An 18,599-nucleotide genomic window follows, 5' to 3' on the forward strand; every position below is an offset into this window, starting at 1 on the left:
GCACTACCGGACGGGAGCGGCGCGGTCGGCAAGCGCACAGGAGTCGACCACGTCGCCGCCCGCGGGCCGAGCGACGGTACGGTCCGCGGGCGGCGACACGCCTCTCTCCACCCAGGAGACGAGCGCGTCGAAGGCTGAGCGGTAGCAGGGCAGGATCGGCCGCAGCCGGTCCGGATAGGTGTCGTACAGGCCGTCGACGTGCGTGCCGCCCTGGATCGTGTAGTAGCGGTGCAGCGCGGCCCGGCCGCTCGCGTCGACCAAGCGCGCGTACACGTCCGAGTCGACGGCCTCGGGCAGCAGTGCGTCCAGGTCGCCGTGCAGCGTGATCAGCGGCCTGCCGATGTGCCCGGTGAGCGCCACGCGGGCCACCGCGCGGTGGACGGCGGCGGGACGCGACGCGTAGTCGTAGTCGGCGTCGGAGGCACAGGGCGCCAGGATCTCGTCCGGTGTGCTCCCGGCGGACGGACCGGGACAGCCGGGGTCGTAGCCCGGGTCGAACTCCGCGCGGTAGATCTTCTGCGTGACACCCCAGTAGGCCTTCTCGTGGTAGGGCCACAGGAACTCCGAGCCGCGTGCGAAGCCGACCCGGTACATGTCCGCGTCCCCGGCCGACCCGAGCGTCCGTGCCACCGCGGTGGGCAGGGAGGTGAGCAGATTCGGGCCGTCCGCGGTCCACAGCGCGCCCTCCCAGTCGACTCCGCCGTCGTACAGCTCCGGGTGGTTCTCCAGCTGCCAGCGGGTGAGATAGCCGCCGTTGGAGATGCCGGTCATGTAGGTACGGCGCGGCGCGTGCCCGTACCGCAGGGCGACCGCCCGCCTGGCCGCGCGGGTGAGCTGGGTGGTGCGTGTGTTCCATTCGGCGACCGCGTCGCCGGGCCGCGATCCGTCGCGGTAGAAGTCGGCGCCGCTGTTGCCCTTGTCGGTGGCAGCGTAGGCGTAGCCCTGGGCGATCACCCGGTCGGAGATCGCCGTGTCCGTGGCGTACTGCCGGCGTGTGCCCGGTGCGCCCGTGACCACCAGGCCGCCGTTCCAGCGGTCCGGCAGCCGGATCACGAACTGCGCGTCGTGCTGCCGGCCGTGGGTCGCGTTGAAGTGCGAGGAGTCCGGGAAGTAGCCGTCGATCTGCACCCCGGGCACCCCGGACGGAGTGCGGGTGGCCCTGGCCGTCAGCCCCGCCTGGTCCGCCATGTCGGTGTAGGACGTACCGGCCAGCCCGGTCGTCGTCAGGTCGGGCAGACACGCGCTCTGCTGGAAGGCCGCGCCGGGGACGCGCACCCGCTCCTGGCGGTCGCAGTGCCCTGCACCGACGGCTGTGCCCGTGGCGGGAGTCGGCCAGGTGAGGGCCGCCGCCACCAGTACGGCGGCAGCGAGCGGAACACCTCGGGACGGACGCATGACGGCCTCCAGGGGCAGCGTGGAAGTCGGGCGCCACCGCCGATGAGCGGGGCGCCCGGGGCTGCCTCATGGTGCGATCCGGCCTCCGTGGCATCCATGGGCCGGGGCCACATGGCGGGAGGCCTGCGTGTGGGGCCGTACAACAGGTGGGTGGGTGAAGTTCCGCGCAGGACAAGGGGGTTGGAGCAGTGCCGCCCTGCGCGGCTCGGGTCGGCTCAGCTCGGGCGTACGGCCATCTTGTCGAGTGCTTCCAGCAGCCCCGGCAGCTCGGGGCCCCGGCCCACCGGCAGCACCTCGCCCGGCTCCGCGTCGAGGAGCACGAACGCGATGTCGTCGGTCCTGGCCACCAGCGACCAGCCGGGCCCGTCGGCACGCAGGGTCCGCGCGTCGCCGGGAGCGAAGGACGACCGGACACGGCCCAGCGGCGGCGGCGAGTCCACGTACGCCCGGGCCTCGGCGAGCACCCGCCGGATCTTGCTGCTGCCGACGGGCTTGTCCTTGTCGTCCTTGCCCGCCTGATCGTCCTTGGCTGCCTGCTGGGCGCCCTCGGAGGCCTCTCCGGCGGCCGGGGAGCCGTCAGGGGCCGGGAAGTCCGCATCGTCGATCTGCTCGCGCCACAGCGCCCACTGCAGCGCGATCTCGTCGGCACCCAGGCGCCGCTGAGCCGGCCCCCACGTGCTCGTGTCCGGCGGGGTGAGCGGAAGCCGCTCCGCGACCTCGGGGTCGGGGTCGTGCGGCGCGGGCACGCCGGGAGCCGCGACGGCGACCGCGAGAGGCCAGCCGGGCAGGGCGGCGACGACCGAACGCTCGTCGGGCGACAGGTCGTACTCCATGCCGCAGTCCCACGACGCGATGGCGACGGCGACCAGCGAGACGTCGTCGACGACGACCGTCCACCGGGCACCTTCCCCGTCCTGGCCGATCACCAGGCCGTATCCGTCGGCGAGCGGCGCGAGGCCGAGCGCCGCGCAGGCCTCCGGATAGTCGTCGCCCAGCACGCTCGGAAACTTCGCCGGCGTCAGCAGTACCGCCGTGAGCACATAGAGCGCTTCGTCCGCGGCGGCGACGGCGTCCTCGTCCGTCCCGGCCATCCCAGCCTCCCCATCGGTTCGTCCAACGGCGCGCACCCTAATGCGAGCGGAAGCCGCTTGTCACGATTCCCAAGCGCACCCGGAGCTGCAGTTTTCCGGCTGGACGGGGCGAATCGCCCGCCGCTGGTCCGACGCGTCAGGCCGCGGGTAGCCCGAGAAGCGTACGGGCCACCGTCCGCGGCGACTCGTCGCGCTCCCGCGCAAGAGCGATGACAGCTCGGCACGCCAGCTCGTTGACCCCGAAGGACAGCGCCTCGGGCGACACCCAGCCCGCCGCCTCGTCGATGCGGTCCTGGTCGTCCTCCGCGCAGGCCGAGACGTACGCGGCGGCCGCTTCGAAAAGATTGTGTGTACGTTTGTCCCGGCCGTGGTTCACCTCCGCCCGCACGGCGTTGAGAAATCTCGAACAGAACTTGCGCACCCTGCCCCACATGCCGATCACCTTCCCCCTGCGTGGTTGTCATTGCTGATCGCTCATCTCCTGCTACTCAACGTAGAGTTGGAGCTCCGGCGGCAGAAGGGGGACGGTACGGTGAAGCGGTTCGAGCGGCTCGAACAGATCCGTGGGATGGACCCCTACCAGGACGCCTCGGAGATCTACCGGCTCAGTTCGGCCCACGAGTTCCCGTGGGACTTCGCGCGCGCTCTGGAACTCGCCCTCTACCGCACCTACGCCGTGCCCTCCATCGGCCGCCTGCTCGCCAGGACAGCCGAGCTCACGGACCGCACCCAGAAGCGTTACGACGACACTGTGCTGCTGCTCGACGCCGTCGTCGAGCACGGCTTCGGCAGCGAACAGGCTTGCACGGCGATCCGCCGGATCAACCAGATGCACCGCAGCTACGACATCGGCAACGACGACATGCGCTACGTCCTGTGCACGTTCGTGGTGATGCCCAAGCGGTGGATCGACACCTACGGGTGGCGCAGGTTCTCGCGCCACGAGACGGTCGCCTCGGCCGTCCACTACCGCACCCTGGGCCGGCACATGGGCATCAAGGACATACCCGAGTCCTTCGAGGAGTTCGAGACGTGTCTCGACGCCTATGAGGAGGCCAACTTCGACTGGGACGAGGACGCGCGCAGGGTCTCCGACGCAACCCTTGCCCTGATGGCCTCCTGGTATCCGCGTCCGCTCGCCCCCTTGCTGCGCACCTCGACGCTCGCCCTGCTCGACGACCGCCTGCTGCGGGCGTTCCGCTACCAGGCCCCGAACGCCGCCACGCGCGCGTTGGTGCGTCGCGCGGTACGCGGGCGTGGACGCGTGGTCCGGCTTCTCCCGCCGCGCCGCGAACCGCACTTCGCCCGCCAGAACCGGGAGGTCAGGGGCTACCCGGACGGCTACGAGCTGAACCGGCTCGGCACCCGCCCCACGCCCGGCGTCCGGGGCTGCCCGGTCCGGCACCTGGGCGGATCAGCCGTCGAGTGAGCCGATCGTCTCGCGCAGCCGGCCGAGCACGCCATCGCGTCCTACGGTGAGGACAGAAGCCGCGGTCGGGGGCCGCTTCTGAAGGGTCAGCCCTCTCAGCCCTCCTGCACGGCCAGGGCGAGGAAGCGGGCGTCCTCGTCGACGTACGACGTCATCCGCCAGCCCGAACCGGCCAGCAGCGGACGGAGGTTGGGCTCAGCCCGCAGGTCGTCAGGGGTGATCTGTCGACCCTGGCGCGCCGCGAGCGCCGCCCGCCCGATCGGGTGGAACAGCGCGAGCACCCCGCCGGGGCGCACCACGCGCGCCAACTCCCGCAGGTTCTCGGTCGGCCGGGGCAGATGCGCGATCAGGCCGGCGGCGAACACGGCGTCGAGCGACCCCGACCGCAGCGGCAGCGCCGCCACGTCGGCAAGCAGCAACTGCCCGTCACGGCCCCTGCCGGCCCGTACGGCGGCCTGGAGCATCTCCGGGGTGAGATCGGCCCCGACGACGACTCCCGAGGGCCCCACGGCGGCACGCAGCGGCGACAGGGCCCGTCCCGTGCCGCAGCCCGCGTCCAGCACCCGGCCGCCCTCGCGCAGCCCGAGCTCGGCCACCGCGGCCGCGTAGGCGGGGCCGTCGTCCGGAAAACGGCGGTCCCAGTCGGCCGCGCGGACGCCGAAGAACTCCTGGACGTGTGTGTGGTCGTCGCTCATGCTCCGCATGATCCCTCACCGACACGGATGACGCCGCAGTGCACACGTTCGAGCGTGACGCGATCGTTCCGGTGCACATCTGCGACATATTGCAACACCTTTCGAAATGCGCCCCCTTTGCGCGCCTCTGCACCGACTAGCGTCCCGGGGCCATGGGACACCTGGACCACGCCACCTTCGGCTGGCTGACCCCCGTGCTGTCGTACGTGATGGCCTGCATAGGCGCCGCACTGGGGCTGCGCTGCACCGTCCGCGCCCTCGGCGCCACCGGACGTTCACGCCGCAACTGGCTCGTCACCGCGGCCTCCGCGATCGGCACCGGCATCTGGACCATGCACTTCGTGGCCATGCTCGGATTCGGCGTGAGCGGCACCGACATCCGCTACGACGTGCCGCTCACGATCGTGAGCCTTCTCGTCGCCATGATCGTCGTCTGCGCCGGCGTCTTCGCCGTCGGCTACAGCAAGGACCGTGCCCGCGCCCTCTTCCTCGGCGGTCTCACCACCGGCCTCGGTGTCGCGAGCATGCACTACCTGGGCATGGCCGCGGTACGGCTGCACGGCCACGTCGACTACGACCCGGCGCTCGTCGCGCTGTCCGTCCTGATCGCCGTCGTGGCGGCGACCGCGGCCCTGTGGGCGGCGCTCAACATCAAGTCGCCGATCGCCGTCACCGTCGCCTCGCTCATCATGGGGGCGGCCGTCACGAGCATGCACTACACCGCGATGTTCGCGGTGAGCGTCCGCGTCACGCCCTCCGGCCAGGCCCTGGCCGGGGCCACGGCGATGCAGTTCATCTTCCCCCTCGCCGTCGGCCTCGGCTCCTACCTCTTCCTGACCTCGGCCTTCGTCGCGCTGTCGCCGACGACCGGGGAGCGCGAGGCGTCCGCCTCCGCCCAGCGGCCGGTGGAGAGCGTGGCCCACTAGCGGCGGCGGGTCCGCACCCGCAGACACGCCCCCGAACCACTCCCGAGCGAGGAGGCCATGCGAACACCCCGTAGGACCCCCAGCCCCGGCGCCGAGACGCCGCCCCCACAGCCCGTGCGCGGCCGCCGCGCCCACGCCGGACCCCCGGCCGAGGAGGCCCCCGACGAGCCCGCGGGCGCGACGCCGGAGGAGCCGCCCGCGAGCGGGAGCGGATGGCGGATACGGCCGCGCACCGTACGGGCCAAGATCGTCTGCCTGCTGATGGTGCCGGTCGTCTCCCTGCTCGCCCTGTGGGCGTACGCCACCGTCACCACCGCCCAGGACGTCTCCCGGCTGCGGCAGTTGCAGCGCGTCGACTCCGAGATCCGCACACCCGTCGCCGCGGCCGTCGCCGCACTGCAGGCCGAACGCGTCGCCGCCGTCCGCTACGCGACCGATCCGCAGGGCGGACAGAGCGGCGACTACAAGAAGCTCGCGGACCGCACCGACCGCGCCGTGGCCGAGCTGCGGCTCGGCGACGACAACACCGTCGCCGACAGCGAGGAGTTGCCCGCCGGAGTCGCCCAGCGCCTGGAGACCTTCGTCGACGGTGCCCGGCAACTGCGCTCGCTGCGCACCGCGGTGCTCGCCGGCCGAGCCGGCTGGGACGAGACCTATGGGCAGTACACCAGGACCATCGCCACCGCCTTCGGAGTGGGCGGCGCGCTGACCGGCATCCAGGACGCCGACCTCGGCTCCGACGCGCGCGTACTGCTCGAATTCTCCCGCGCGGGCGAGGCGTTGGCCCAGGAGGACGCCGTACTCGCCGGCGCACCCCTCGTCGAAGGCCTCACCGGCGAGCGGCTGCGGATGTTCACCGGCGCGGTCGACACCCGCCGCACCCTCACCGCGGCCGCGGTCGCCGACCTGAGCGGCCGGGAGCGCGCAGCCTGGCGCACCCTCGCCGGCAGCAGTGCCTACGTCGCCCTCGGCGACACCGAGGACAAGGTCGTCACCGGCACGCCCGGCCCGACCAAGGCGGCACCGGAAGCCGACTGGGGCACGGCGCACGCGCGCGTGCAGGACGGCATGCGGACCATCGAGGCGAACGCCGGGAGCCAGGTCGCCGACCGGGCCGACCCGTTCACCCGCGGTCTGCTCACCCCGGCCGGCGCCGCGGTCCTCCTCGGCCTCGCCGCCGTGGCCGCCTCGCTGGTCATCTCCGTACGCATCGGACGCGGCCTCGTCGTCGAGCTGGTGAGCCTGCGCAACAGCGCGCTGGAGATCGCCCGCCGCAACCTCCCCGAGGCCATGCGCAGGCTGCGTGCCGGCGAGGAGATCGACATCCAGGCCGAGGCCCCGCCCGGACCGCCCGCCGAGGACGAGGCCGGACAGGTCGCCGAGGCGCTGGGCACCGTGCACCGCGCCGCCCTGCGCGCCGCCGTCGAGCGCGCCGAACTCGCCAGCGGCATCTCCGGCGTCTTCGTCAACCTCGCCCGCCGCAGCCAGGTCCTCGTCCACCGCCAGCTGAGCCTGCTCGACAGCATGGAGCGCCGCTCCGACGACCCGAACGAACTGAGCGACCTCTTCCGGCTCGACCACCTCACCACCCGCATGCGGCGCCACGCCGAGAGCCTGATCATCCTCTCCGGAGCGGCACCCGGCCGCGCCTGGCGCATGCCGGTCTCGCTCACCAACGTCGTGCGCGCGGCCGTCTCCGAGGTCGAGGACTACGCGCGCGTGGAGGTACGGCAGCTCCCCGAGGCGTCCGTCGTCGGCGCGGCCGTCGCCGACCTCACCCACCTCCTCGCCGAACTCGTGGAGAACGCCGCCCAGTTCTCGCCGCCGCACACGCGCGTGCGCATCACCGGCGAACCTGTCGGCAACGGCTACGCCGTGGAGGTCGAGGACCGGGGCCTCGGCATGGGCAAGGAGACCCTCACCGAGGCCAACCGCCGCATCGAGCAGTCCGAGGCCCTCGACCTCTTCGACAGCGACCGGCTCGGCCTCTTCGTGGTCAGCAGGCTCGCCGCCCGCCACGGCATCAAGGTGCACCTGCGCACCTCGCCCTACGGCGGCACCACCGCCGTCGTCCTGCTGCCCACCGCCCTGCTGCACGGCGGTGCGGCGGAACGTTCCCCCAGGAAGGCCGCGGACACCGAGCGGACCGAAGAACGGGAGTACGCGCGCGTGCCCCGCGCCACGGAGCCCCAGGAATCCGTACCGGCCATGGCCGAGCGGCCCGCCCTGGCGGCGCATGTACCCGCGGCGGTGGAGGCGGCCTCCGACACCCCACCACCCGGAGTCACCACCTTGCGCCTGCACCGACCGGAGGACGACGCCGAAGACTCCGACGACCTGCCCCGCCGCGTACGCCAGGCGCACCTCGCCCCCCAGCTGCGCGAGCACCGCACGGAGGAAGAAGCGGCGCAGCCGTCCACCCCCGCCCGGGACGACGAGCGCACCCCGGAGGCCGTACGGGACCGCATGGCGGCGTACCGGGACGGCTGGGCGCGTGGCGGCGGCAGGCAGCCGGGCCGTGGCGCCACCCCGGATTCGACAGCGCGCAGCGACAGCAGCGAAGGAGACCGCGCATGATCCAGGACCCGAGCATGAGGGCCGCCCAGCGGGGCGGCGAACTCGACTGGCTGCTGGACGACTTGGTGCTGCGCGTGACCGAGGTACGGCATGCCGTGGTGCTGTCCAACGACGGGCTCGCCGTCGGCGCGTCGACCGATCTGCGCCGGGAGGACGCCGAACACCTGGCAGCCGTCGCCTCCGGCTTCCACAGCCTCGCCAAGGGGGCGGGCCGGCACTTCGGCGCCGGCGGGGTGCGCCAGACCATGGTGGAGATGGACGACGGCTTCCTGTTCGTGGCCGCGGCGGGCGACGGCTCCTGCCTCGCCGTGCTCACCGCCGTGACCGCCGACATCGGCCTGGTCGCCTACGAGATGGCACGGCTGGTCAAACGCGTCGGCGAGCACCTGTACACGGCGCCCCGAGTCGGCGCCCGGCCGCCGGCCGCCCGATGAGACGAGAAGGCGGTCCGGGCAGATGATCGAGGACAGGACGGGCGCCGGGCAGCAGCCGGGCAGCCAGTGGTACGACGGGGAGGCCGGCCCCCTCGTGCGGCCGTACGCCATGACCGGCGGGCGCACCAGGCCCGGCCCCACCGGCGTCCGCTTCGACCTGATCGCGCTGGTCACCCTGGACACCGGAGCCCCCGGCGTCGACGACGACACCGCGCTCGGCCCGGAACACCGGGCGCTGATCGACCTGTGCCGCCTGGAGATCCAGTCGGTCGCGGAGCTCGCCGCGGGCGCCGACCTGCCCGTGGGCGTGGTCAGGGTGCTGCTCGGCGACCTGCTGGAGCTCGGCTGCGTGACCGTCAGCCGTCCCGTGCCACCCGCACAGCTTCCTGACGAACGGATTCTGCGCGAGGTGATCGAGGGGCTGCGAGCGCTGTAGATGAAAGTTCACAACCACCCGGTCCCGTCCGGCCCCGACTCGTACACCCAACCGGACTCCGAAAGCGAACAAGTCGGTCGCATTGGGCAAATAGCGGTCCAATCCTCCGAAGAAGGGCCGCAGTTGTGATGATGCGTATGGACGTCGACCGTTGCCGGCACTCCCGAGAGAAGTGATCGATGGTCTCCGAGCACTCCGATGCCCAGGGCGGCGACACGGCCGCACTCGCGTTGAAGATACTGGTCGCCGGCGGGTTCGGCGTGGGCAAGACCACCCTGGTGGGCGCGGTCAGCGAGATCAGGCCGCTGCGCACCGAGGAACTGCTCAGCGAGGCCGGCCAGTTGGTGGACGACACCGACGGCGTGGACCAGAAGGTCACCACGACCGTCGCCATGGACTTCGGACGCATCACCATCCGGTCCGGGCTCTCCCTCTACCTCTTCGGCACACCCGGCCAGGACCGCTTCTGGTTCCTGTGGGACGAACTCTCGCAGGGCGCGCTCGGAGCCGTGGTCCTCGCGGACACCCGGCGCCTGGAGGACTGCTTCCCCGCGGTGGACTACTTCGAGCACCGGCACATCCCGTTCGTGGTCGCCGTCAACTGCTTCTCGGGCGCCCGCAGGTACGGGGCCCAGGACGTCTCACGCGCCCTGGACCTGGACCGGGGAACCCCGGTCGTGCTCTGCGACGCCCGGGACCGCGACTCCGGGAAGGAGGTGCTGATCCGGCTCGTCGAGTACGCCGGGCGGATGCACACCGCCCGGCTGCTCGACTCGGTCGGCTGAGCGGGCGGCCCGCTCAGTCCGCGACGGCCTTCTCGGCCAGGACCTTCTCGACGGCGATGCGTACGAGGAGTTCACCGGGTACGCCGTTGCGCGCCCCGAACTCCTCGGCGCGCTCCTCGCCCATGTACCGGGCTCCGATCCGGCCGGCCCAGTACCGCAGTTCGTCGGGATCCTCCGAGATCCGCGCCCGGCCCTGCAGCACGACGTAGTCGAAGGGCGGCCGGTCGTCGTCCACGCACAGCGCGGCGCGCCCGTCACGGACCAGATTCCGCCCTTTCACGCTCGTACCGGCCGTGTTGAACACGATGTCGTCCCCGTCGAGCAGGAACCAGATCGGCGTCACATGCGGGCTGCCGTCGGCCCGGACGGTGGAGAGCTTCGCGGTGCGGGTGCCGTGCGAGACGAACGCCCGCCATTCCTCGTCGGTCATCTTCTGCGCCATGAACCCATCCTCCTTGCCCGGCGGCCGGTGGTGGGGAAGGCTGGCGCAGAGATCCTCCGGCGAGGGGGATTCGTTTCACGGGGAGACCGAAACATGGCGCAGAACCAGGGACTTGACTGGTTGCTGGACGATCTGACCGAGCGTGTCGAACAGGTGCGGCACGCCCTGGTCCTGTCCAACGACGGTCTGGTGACGGGAGCGAGCACGGGGCTGCGGCGCGAGGACGCCGAGCATCTCGCCGCCGTCTCGTCCGGACTGCACAGCCTGGCCAAGGGATCGGGACGCCACTTCGGCGCGGGCAGAGTACGCCAGACGATGGTGGAGTTCGACGACGCGGTGCTGTTCGTCACGGCGGCCGGCACCGGCAGCTGTCTGTGCGTGCTCAGCGCCGCCGACGCCGACATCGGCCAGATCGCCTACGAGATGACCCTGCTCGTCAACCGGGTCGGCGAACATCTCGGCGTGGAGGCCCGACAGCCCGAACGGCCCTCGTCAACAGACTCCTGACCTGCGACTTCTCCCTCTCCCGCAGAGTTATCCACAGGCCCCCACAAGATCCGCCGCAGCGGCTACGGTTTTTCTCCGAGGCCACGCGGACGGCGCGGGGCCGACCACTCCACGGGGGAGACGACCATGTCGGGCAACACCGTCACCACACCATCCAGCACCTCCTGCACGCCGAGCCGAGCGGCCCGCGAACTGGAGCTCAAGCGAGGACAGTTCGACCTCGCCGTCAATCTCGGGCACATCCGGACCGTGCCCGACGAAGGGGGCGGGGGCCTGCGTGTCCCGCGCACCGAGATCGAGCGGCTGCGGGGCGAGGACGGCTTCCCCGGGACGCTGACGAAACGCGTGGCGACCGTGGGCACCAGGGAGGGCGCTGAGCTGCTGGACGTGCCGGTCGGCAGGTTCACCCGCTTCGCCCGGCTCGGCATCGTCGTGCCGGTCCACTTCTACCTGAACCGCTACCGGGCCGTGGTCTGGCTCTATCTGGCCGAGGAGCTACGGGAGTTCGCGGCCGACGAGAGCAGGGCGGACCTGCTGACCGGCCGCATCCCGGCGGGCTTCCGGGAACTCGTGCAGGAGGGCGTGGACCTGCGCCCCCGCAACTGGCGGCAGAGGCAACTGACCTTCCTGCGGCGCCGGGCCGGCGACCATCCCTGGGCGCAGGCGGCGGCCATCGCCTCCGTACTCGACCCGCTCCAGATCGCCGAGGTCGTCCAGGACCCCTATGAGCGCCTGCACTTGAGCCGGTTCCTGCCCAAGGCGGTCACGTACGGCGCCCCCGGATCGCCCGGGGCGCAGCTCACCGAGCGCCTCACCCACGCGGACGACCCCGACGAGGTCGGCTGGCTCAGCGCCGAACTCGCCCGCGCGGTGAGCGACGCCCGTCGACGCGACCCCGCACCGCGACCGGCCGGAGCATCGCCGGTCGCGGACGACCCGGAACCCGCCACCGAGGACCCCGGACGCTCCCGAGGTCTGCTGGGCTGGCTGCGCCGCAGGAACCCCTGAACCGCGGCGACTACAGCGCCCGGAACAGCCCTTCCTGGACGACGGACACGAGCAGGCGTCCCGCCCGGTCGTAGATCCGTCCGCGGGCCAGACCGCGCCCGCCCGTCACGATGGGCGCCTCCTGGTCGTACAGGAACCACTCGTCCGCACGGAAGGGCCGGTGGAACCACATGGCGTGGTCCAGCGACGCGATGTCGAAGTTCCGCGCGCCCCACAGGGGTTCGACCGGGATGCGGACGGCGTCCAGGAGGGTCATGTCGCTGGCGTAGGTCAGCGCGCAGGTGTGCACGACCGGGTCGTCGCCGAGCGGACCGACCGCGCGCATCCACACGGCACTGCGCGGCTCGGCGTCCTTGATCTCCTCCGGGGTCCAGCGCAGCCGGTCGACGTACCGGATGTCGAAGGGCTGGCGGCGCGCCATCCCCTCGTACCGCTCGGGCAGCGCGCCGAGGTGCTCGCGGATCTCCTCGGTCACCGTCGGCAGGGACTCCGGGTCCGGGACCGTACGGGCCGGCGGCAGCTGGTGCTCGAAGGGTCCTTCCTCAGGCTTGTGAAAGGAGGCGGTGAGATTGAAGATCGTGCGGCCCTGCTGCACGGCGGTGACCCGGCGGGTCGTGAACGACCTGCCGTCCCGCACCCGTTCGACCTGGTACACGATCGGCACGCCCGGGCGGCCCGGCCGCAGGAAGTACGCGTGCAGCGAGTGCACCGGACGGTCGCCCTCCGTGGTGCGGGCGGCGGCGACCAGCGCCTGGCCCGCCACCTGGCCGCCGAAGACCCGTTGCAGGGACTCGTGCGGACTCAGGCCACGGAAGATGTTGACCTCGATCTGCTCCAGGTCGAGCAGGTCGACGAGTCTCTCGGCCGGGTTCGTCATGCGGGGATCTCTCCTTGGCTCAGAGCTGACCGACGTCGGTGACGCGGACGACCGCACGGCCCTCCGCGTCGGAGGCGGCGAGGTCGATCTCCGCGCTGATGCCCCAGTCGTGATCGTCGTTCGGGTCGTCGAAGATCTGCCGGACACGCCAGACGCCCTCCTGGGACGCCTCCTCGATCACGAGCAGCTTGGGGCCGCGGGCGTCCGGGCCGGTGCCGAGGTCCTCGTACTCGTCCCAGTACTTGTCCATCGCCTCGCCCCACGCGTCGGCGTCCCAGCCGGCCTCGGCGTCCATCTCGCCCAGCTCCTCGACCTGGTCGAGGGCGGCGAGCTCGACGCGCCGGAACATCGCGTTGCGGACCAGGACGCGGAAGGCGCGCGCGTTGGCGGTGACCGGCTTGACCTCGTCGGCCTTCTCCTGGGCCTCCTCGGCCGTCATCTCCTCCGGGTTTGCGAGCTGCTCCCACTCGTCGAGCAGGCTGGAGTCGACCTGGCGCACCATCTCGCCGAGCCACTCGATGAGGTCCTGCAGATCCTCGGACTTGAGGTCGTCGGGGATGTTGTGGTCGAGGGTCTTGTACGCGCTGGCGAGGTAGCGCAGCACGATGCCCTCGGTGCGGGCCAGCTCGTAGAAGGACACCAACTCCGTGAAGGACAGCGCCCGTTCGTACATGTCGCGGATGACGGACTTCGGCGACAGCGGGTGGTCGCCGACCCAGGGGTGGCTCTTGCGGTACGTGTTGTACGCGTGGAAGAGCAGCTCCTCCAGAGGCTTCGGGTAGCTGACGTCCTGGAGGCGCTCCATGCGCTCCTCGTACTCGATGCCGTCCGCCTTCATCGCGGCGACGGCCTCGCCCTTCGCCTTGTTCAGCTGGGCGACGAGGATCTGCCGCGGGTCGTCGAGGGTCGACTCGACGACGGACACCATGTCCAGGGCGTAGGACGGCGACTCGGGGTCGAGGAGCTCGAAAGCGGCCAGAGCGAAGGTGGACAGCGGCTGGTTGAGCGCGAAGTCCTGCTGGAGGTCGACGGTGAGACGGACGATCCGGCCCGTGGGGTCCGGTTCGTCGAGCTTCTCGACGATGCCGCCGTCGAGGAGCGAGCGGTAGATCGCGATCGCCCGGCGGATGTGTCGCAGCTGCTGCTTGCGCGGCTCGTGGTTGTCCTCCAGCAGGTGCCGCATCGCCTCGAAGGCGTTGCCCGGGCGGGCGATCACCGACAGCAGCATCGTGTGGGTGACCCGGAAGCGGGACGTCAGCGGCTCGGGCTCGGAGGCGATGAGCTTCTCGAAGGTGTTCTCCGTCCAGGCGACGAAGCCCTCCGGCGCCTTCTTGCGGACGACCTTGCGGCGCTTCTTCGGGTCGTCGCCGGCCTTCGCGAGAGCCTTCTCGTTCTCGATGACGTGCTCGGGCGCCTGCGCGACGACGAAGCCCGCCGTGTCGAAGCCGGCCCGCCCGGCCCGGCCCGCGATCTGGTGGAACTCGCGGGCGCGCAGGGTGCGCACCCGGTTGCCGTCGTACTTGGTCAGGGCGGTGAACAGCACGGTGCGGATGGGCACGTTGACACCGACGCCGAGGGTGTCCGTGCCGCAGATGACCTTCAGCAGACCGGCCTGGGCGAGCTTCTCCACCAGGCGCCGGTACTTGGGCAGCATGCCGGCGTGGTGCACGCCGATGCCGTGGCGGACGTAGCGGGAGAGGTTGCGGCCGAACTTGGTGGTGAAGCGGAAGTTGCCGATCAGCTCGGCGATCTGCTCCTTCTCCTCCTTCGAGCACATGTTGATGCTCATCAGCGCCTGCGCCCGCTCCACGGCCTGCGCCTGAGTGAAGTGCACGATGTAGACCGGCGCCTGCTTGGTCTCCAGCAGGTCGGTGAGGGTCTCGGTGAGCGGTGTGAAGCGGTACTCGTAGGAGAGCGGCACCGGGCGGGTCGCCGAGCGGACCACCGAGGTGGGGCGGCCCGTGCGGCGCGAGAGGTCCTGCTCGAAGAAGGAGACGTCGCCCAGCGTCGCCGACATCAGGACGAACTGCGCCTGCGGCAGCTCCAGGATCGGGATCTGCCAGGCCCAGCCGCGGTCGCCCTCCGCGTAGAAGTGGAACTCGTCCATGACGACCTGGCCGACGTCCGCGTTCTTGCCGTCGCGCAGTGCGATCGACGCGAGGACCTCGGCGGTGCAGCAGATGACGGGCGCGTCGGAGTTCACGGACGCGTCGCCGGTCAGCATGCCCACGTTCTCGGTGCCGAAGAGCTTGCACAGCTCGAAGAACTTCTCCGAGACCAGCGCCTTGATCGGCGCGGTGTAGAAGGTGACCTCGTCGCGGGCGAGCGCCGCGAAGTGCGCGCCTGCCGCGATCATGCTCTTGCCGGAGCCGGTGGGCGTCGACACGATCACGTTCGCGCCGGAGACCACCTCGATCAGCGCCTCCTCCTGGTGGGGGTAGAGCGTCAGACCGCGCTCCTGGGCCCACGACTCGAAGGCCTCGTAGAGAGCGTCGGGGTCGGCGGTCGGCGGCAGCTGATCGATGAGTGTCACGGACCCATCTTGCCTGCCGTCCTCCCTCATAGGGGAATCGGATGCGGCTGCGAAGATCACGACCAGTACGCTGTGTCGCCGACGGAGCGTCAGCGCACCCGGTCAACTGGACAGCGGCACAAGAGGAATGGGGCGGGCAACGGCCATGATGGGACCAGCACACTCACTGTCGGGAGCCGCGGCCTGGCTCGGCGTCGGTGCGGCGGCCGCCGCAGCCGGACACCCGATGCCCTGGCCGGTCCTCCTGGTCGGCGCCCTGATCTGCGCCGGAGCCGCCCTGGCCCCCGACCTGGACCACAAGGCGGCCACGATCTCCCGGGCCTTCGGCCCCCTCTCGCGCGGACTGTGCGAGATCGTCGACAAGCTCTCCTACGCCGTCTACAAGGCGACGAAGAAGCAGGGCGACCCGCGCCGCTCCGGCGGCCACCGCACCCTCACCCACACCTGGCTGTGGGCGGTCCTGATCGGTGCGGGTACGTCGGTCGCCGCCATCACCGGTGGCCGTTGGGCGGTGCTCGCCATCCTCTTCGTCCACATGGTGCTGGCCATCGAGGGCCTGCTGTGGCGGGCGGCCCGGGGCTCCAGCAGCGATGTGCTGGTGTGGCTGCTGGCCGCGACCAGCGCCTGGATCCTCGCCGGGGTCCTGGACAAGCCGGGCAACGGTTCGGACTGGCTGTTCACCGAGCCAGGTCAGCAGTACCTGTGGCTGGGGCTGCCGATCGTGCTCGGCGCGATAGTGCACGACATCGGCGACGCGCTGACCGTCTCCGGCTGCCCGATCCTGTGGCCGATCCCGGTGGGCCGCAAGCGCTGGTACCCGATCGGCCCGCCGAAGGCCATGCGGTTCCGGGCCGGCAGCTGGGTCGAGCTCAAGGTGCTGATGCCGGTGTTCATGCTGCTCGGCGGGGTGGGCTGCGCGGCGGCGCTGAACTTCATCTGATCCGAGGGACGGCCGATGGTGTGGCCCTCGGGCGTCGCCGCGATGTGGTGTCAGCCCTGGCCCTGTCCCGCGCCGCCCCCGTAGCGCCGCTCGAACTGGGCGATGCGGCCCTCGGAGTCCACCGTCCGGGCCTTGCCGGTGTAGAAGGGGTGGCTCTCCGAGGAGATCTCCACGTCCACCACCGGGTAGGTCTCGCCGTCGTCCCACTCGATGGTCTGGTCGCTGGTCGCGGTGGACCTGGTCAGGAAGGCGTAGCCGGCGGCGCGGTCACGGAAGACGACCGCGTGGTAGTCGGGGTGCTTGTCCTGCTGCATGGGGGCTCCTCGGCGGGTCGGGGGAACGACGGGTCAGCCGGACAGGGCGTCCTCGTCGACGATGTGCATCGCGGCCTCCTCGGCGGAGGCCGCCGCGCCGTCGATGCCCACGTCCGTGGCGACCAGCGCGCTCTCCTCGTCCTCGTGCGCGCCCTCGTCGGGGGCCACCAGGCGGCCGGAGCGGACGGAGCCGACCTCGTTGTCCAGGAGTTCCCCGTCGGTGCCGTCGCAGTCGCCGATGCCGTCGCCGTCGGGCGCGACGAGGTCCGGCAGCTCCTCCGCGAGGCGCTGGTCCAGCGTCTCCCCGCGGTGCCGCTCCGCCGCCGTCACGTCGGCGCGCTCCACCGCCCACGGTCGCTCCGGCGGGGACCAGCCGCGGTCGAGGGGGTCGCCGACACCGTCGTTGTCCAGGGTGTCCTCGACGTCGAGCAGCCCCGAGTCCTCCTGGATCTCGGATCCGTCGGGCTGGTAGACGTCGTCACCCCATCCGTCGGCGCTGTTCACGGCTACCTCCTGGTGGTGCGGACCGGCCCGTCTTCACCGCGCCGTGCGGCGGGGCGCCGGTGCGCGGAGCACAGGCTGCGCCCGGGAGGACCCGACGGTCCCCGGGCACTCCCCGAGCCGGTGCCGATATCCAGCCTTCCACCCCCTTTCGGGACCGCGCAACGGCACGGGGCGAGGAGGCACGCCCTTCCTGGGCCGACGGCCACGCGGCCGGTGTCAGGCGTTCAGATCGGCGGCGGACCAGACGTGGCCGTCGTCCGTGACCAGTTCGACCCGGTCGACGGCGCCGGCCGAACCGTAGGCGATCCAGGTGGCGCGGCCCGAGGCGGGCATCCACCACTGGCCGGCGTCGCGGGTGGAGCCGTCCTTGAGGAGGAGGCGACAGGTGTAGTGGGTGCCGGGCGGGCCGGCCGTGATCTGCATGACCATGACGTGGTCGCTGCCGAGGCGGCTGGGTTCCACGGTGCCGACGCGGGAGCCCGAGCGGGTGGTCAGCACGGCTCCGTGATCACTCGCGGTCACCTGGGCCGGCGTCGACCGGTGACCCAGTACCTCCGCCCCGACGACCCCACCGAGGCCGAGCCCGGCGAGGGCGGCGGCCGCGACGAGGAGGGGGACTCGGCGCGATCGACGGCTCGGGGCGGGCTGTACAGAGACCACGTCCGGCACCCCGCGGGCAACGGACGGCGACCTGCGCCACACCTTGGGCGACCAGCGCGCGGACCCCGGCGACTTCCGCGCGCCCCCCGACCATGCGCGAGCGGCAGCAGACGTCGACTCGTCCGCGCCGCCCGACGCCTCGCCGGCCACGCCAGGTCGCCGAAGTTCGAGTTGCTCCAGCCGCTCCAGGACCCTGGCGTCGAAGCCGGGCGGAGCCGCGACCCTCGGGGCGGCCGGGAGTACCGCGTCGACGGCCGTCGAGAGGTCGTCGTAGGTCGAGCGGCAGGGCGGGCAGGTCGTGAGGTGGCGCAGGAGCTCCGTCGGCTCGCCGGGGAGGGTGCCGAGGGCCAGGGCGGTGAGCTCGTCCTCGTCCGGGTGGCGTCCGGCGCCATGGCGCTCGTCAGAGTGGCGTTCCATCGCGGCTCCCCTCCTTCAGCGCGTCGCGCAGCCTGCGCAGTCCGGTACGGATACGGGTCTTGGCCGTGCCGAGCGGGATGCCCTCGTGCCGGCCCACCTCCGCGGCCGTGCAGCCGCCGAGCACGGCGAGGGCGACCGCGCGGGCCTGTTCGACGGGAAGATCCCGCAGCCCTTCCAGGGCGCGCTCGCTCTCCAGCGCGGCCAGGGCCTGTCCCTCCGTGCCCTCCGTGTCGGCTTCGGACCGGAGGGTCACGTCCAGGAGACGCTCCAGGTTCTCGGCCAGGACGGGCACGGGGCGCCGGGCCCGGACCGCGTCGATGGCGGCGTTGCGGGTGATCGTCAGCAGCCAGGTGAGGGCCGAAGCGCGCCGTGGGTCGTAGTTCCCGGCCGCCCGCCAGGCCCGTACGAAGACCTCCTGGCTGACGTCCTCGGCCAGGGCCGGCTCACGGGTCACCGACAGTGCCAGGCCGTACACCGCGTCCTGGAAGCGGCGGACGAAGGCCACGGAGGCCTGCTCGTCGCCCAGCGCGAAGCCGGCGACGAGCGAGGCGTCGTCCACCCGGTCAGCGCGCGGGAACAGCTCCACGCCCATAGGTACGTACGGGAGGGCCGAAGGGATTGAACGAAAT

General features: G+C 71.8%; 20 protein-coding genes. 9 read left to right on the forward strand and 11 right to left on the reverse strand.

The features are described 5' to 3' along the window. Nucleotides 1-3: 3 nt before the first annotated feature. From ABZ848_RS12395 to ABZ848_RS12405, 3 genes are all read right to left on the reverse strand, one after another. Nucleotides 4-1,395 (reverse strand): tannase/feruloyl esterase family alpha/beta hydrolase, encoded by a 1,392-nt coding sequence (locus ABZ848_RS12395; RefSeq protein ID WP_360829535.1) that lies wholly within the window; start codon nucleotides 1,393-1,395, stop codon nucleotides 4-6. 215 nt (nucleotides 1,396-1,610) lie between these two features. After that, the gene (locus tag ABZ848_RS12400; RefSeq protein WP_360829539.1) at nucleotides 1,611-2,486 is read right to left on the reverse strand and encodes a hypothetical protein; all 876 of its coding nucleotides are present in this window, start codon (nucleotides 2,484-2,486) and stop codon (nucleotides 1,611-1,613) included. A 136-nt stretch (nucleotides 2,487-2,622) separates the two neighbouring features. Next, on the reverse strand, nucleotides 2,623-2,919 hold the full coding sequence (locus ABZ848_RS12405; RefSeq protein WP_360829542.1) for a hypothetical protein: 297 nt from the start codon (nucleotides 2,917-2,919) through the stop codon (nucleotides 2,623-2,625). 99 nt (nucleotides 2,920-3,018) lie between these two features. Here ABZ848_RS12405 and ABZ848_RS12410 point away from each other — a divergent pair, with 99 nt between their 5' ends. Beyond that, complete coding sequence (locus tag ABZ848_RS12410) at nucleotides 3,019-3,915, forward strand: oxygenase MpaB family protein (protein WP_360829545.1); 897 nt, start codon at nucleotides 3,019-3,021, stop codon at nucleotides 3,913-3,915. A gap of 95 nt (nucleotides 3,916-4,010) precedes the next feature. On the opposite strand, the gene ABZ848_RS12415 is transcribed toward ABZ848_RS12410, so the two are convergent. Further along, a complete protein-coding gene (locus ABZ848_RS12415; RefSeq protein WP_360829548.1) occupies nucleotides 4,011-4,610 on the reverse strand; it encodes a class I SAM-dependent methyltransferase in 600 nt (199 codons plus the stop codon). A gap of 152 nt (nucleotides 4,611-4,762) precedes the next feature. On the opposite strand from ABZ848_RS12415, the gene ABZ848_RS12420 reads away from it, so the two are divergent. From ABZ848_RS12420 to ABZ848_RS12440, 5 genes are all read left to right on the forward strand, one after another. Continuing rightward, nucleotides 4,763-5,536, forward strand: a complete 774-nt coding sequence (locus ABZ848_RS12420) for an MHYT domain-containing protein (protein WP_360829551.1) — start codon at nucleotides 4,763-4,765, stop codon at nucleotides 5,534-5,536. A 57-nt stretch (nucleotides 5,537-5,593) separates the two neighbouring features. Next, the gene (locus tag ABZ848_RS12425) at nucleotides 5,594-8,113 is read left to right on the forward strand and encodes a nitrate- and nitrite sensing domain-containing protein (protein WP_360829554.1); all 2,520 of its coding nucleotides are present in this window, start codon (nucleotides 5,594-5,596) and stop codon (nucleotides 8,111-8,113) included. After that, nucleotides 8,110-8,547, forward strand: a complete 438-nt coding sequence (locus ABZ848_RS12430) for a roadblock/LC7 domain-containing protein (RefSeq protein ID WP_242768866.1) — start codon at nucleotides 8,110-8,112, stop codon at nucleotides 8,545-8,547. The genes ABZ848_RS12425 and ABZ848_RS12430 overlap by 4 nt, the downstream gene beginning before the upstream one ends. Nucleotides 8,548-8,569: 22 nt before the next feature. Then, complete coding sequence (locus ABZ848_RS12435; RefSeq protein ID WP_360829558.1) at nucleotides 8,570-8,983, forward strand: DUF742 domain-containing protein; 414 nt, start codon at nucleotides 8,570-8,572, stop codon at nucleotides 8,981-8,983. Nucleotides 8,984-9,162: 179 nt separating this feature from the next. Beyond that, a complete protein-coding gene (locus ABZ848_RS12440) occupies nucleotides 9,163-9,768 on the forward strand; it encodes an ATP/GTP-binding protein (RefSeq protein WP_242768868.1) in 606 nt (201 codons plus the stop codon). A 13-nt stretch (nucleotides 9,769-9,781) separates the two neighbouring features. Here ABZ848_RS12440 and ABZ848_RS12445 read toward each other — a convergent pair whose 3' ends face one another. After that, entirely contained in the window at nucleotides 9,782-10,210 is a 429-nt protein-coding gene (locus tag ABZ848_RS12445) for a PPOX class F420-dependent oxidoreductase (RefSeq protein ID WP_360829561.1), read from the reverse strand. 93 nt (nucleotides 10,211-10,303) lie between these two features. Here ABZ848_RS12445 and ABZ848_RS12450 point away from each other — a divergent pair, with 93 nt between their 5' ends. Continuing rightward, nucleotides 10,304-10,717 carry a roadblock/LC7 domain-containing protein gene (locus ABZ848_RS12450; protein ID WP_360829564.1) on the forward strand — a complete coding sequence of 138 codons (414 nt, stop codon included), beginning with the start codon at nucleotides 10,304-10,306 and terminating at the stop codon, nucleotides 10,715-10,717. 126 nt (nucleotides 10,718-10,843) lie between these two features. Beyond that, complete coding sequence (locus tag ABZ848_RS12455; protein ID WP_360829567.1) at nucleotides 10,844-11,725, forward strand: DUF6397 family protein; 882 nt, start codon at nucleotides 10,844-10,846, stop codon at nucleotides 11,723-11,725. A gap of 10 nt (nucleotides 11,726-11,735) precedes the next feature. Here ABZ848_RS12455 and ABZ848_RS12460 read toward each other — a convergent pair whose 3' ends face one another. Together ABZ848_RS12460 and ABZ848_RS12465 are read right to left on the reverse strand one after the other, a co-directional pair. Beyond that, a complete protein-coding gene (locus ABZ848_RS12460; RefSeq protein WP_360829570.1) occupies nucleotides 11,736-12,602 on the reverse strand; it encodes an acyl-CoA thioesterase II in 867 nt (288 codons plus the stop codon). Between the two features lie 19 nt (nucleotides 12,603-12,621). Then, complete coding sequence (locus ABZ848_RS12465) at nucleotides 12,622-15,135, reverse strand: DUF3516 domain-containing protein (RefSeq protein ID WP_360829573.1); 2,514 nt, start codon at nucleotides 15,133-15,135, stop codon at nucleotides 12,622-12,624. Nucleotides 15,136-15,280: 145 nt separating this feature from the next. Between ABZ848_RS12465 and ABZ848_RS12470 the strand changes: the two genes are divergently transcribed. Beyond that, on the forward strand, nucleotides 15,281-16,075 hold the full coding sequence (locus ABZ848_RS12470; RefSeq protein WP_360829576.1) for a metal-dependent hydrolase: 795 nt from the start codon (nucleotides 15,281-15,283) through the stop codon (nucleotides 16,073-16,075). Between the two features lie 50 nt (nucleotides 16,076-16,125). On the opposite strand, the gene ABZ848_RS12475 is transcribed toward ABZ848_RS12470, so the two are convergent. The 4 genes from ABZ848_RS12475 to ABZ848_RS12490 form a co-directional block, all read right to left on the reverse strand. Continuing rightward, nucleotides 16,126-16,389, reverse strand: a complete 264-nt coding sequence (locus tag ABZ848_RS12475) for a type B 50S ribosomal protein L31 (RefSeq protein WP_360829579.1) — start codon at nucleotides 16,387-16,389, stop codon at nucleotides 16,126-16,128. Between the two features lie 33 nt (nucleotides 16,390-16,422). Continuing rightward, nucleotides 16,423-16,893, reverse strand: a complete 471-nt coding sequence (locus ABZ848_RS12480) for a DUF5709 domain-containing protein (RefSeq protein WP_360829582.1) — start codon at nucleotides 16,891-16,893, stop codon at nucleotides 16,423-16,425. A 216-nt stretch (nucleotides 16,894-17,109) separates the two neighbouring features. Next, on the reverse strand, nucleotides 17,110-17,970 hold the full coding sequence (locus ABZ848_RS12485) for a hypothetical protein (RefSeq protein WP_360829585.1): 861 nt from the start codon (nucleotides 17,968-17,970) through the stop codon (nucleotides 17,110-17,112). After that, nucleotides 17,954-18,562 (reverse strand): sigma-70 family RNA polymerase sigma factor, encoded by a 609-nt coding sequence (locus ABZ848_RS12490; RefSeq protein WP_360829588.1) that lies wholly within the window; start codon nucleotides 18,560-18,562, stop codon nucleotides 17,954-17,956. Before ABZ848_RS12490 ends, ABZ848_RS12485 begins: the two co-directional genes overlap by 17 nt. Nucleotides 18,563-18,599: the final 37 nt, after the last annotated feature.

The sequence above is a fragment of the Streptomyces sp. NPDC047081 genome (genome assembly GCF_040643775.1).
Lineage (GTDB): Bacteria > Actinomycetota > Actinomycetes > Streptomycetales > Streptomycetaceae > Streptomyces.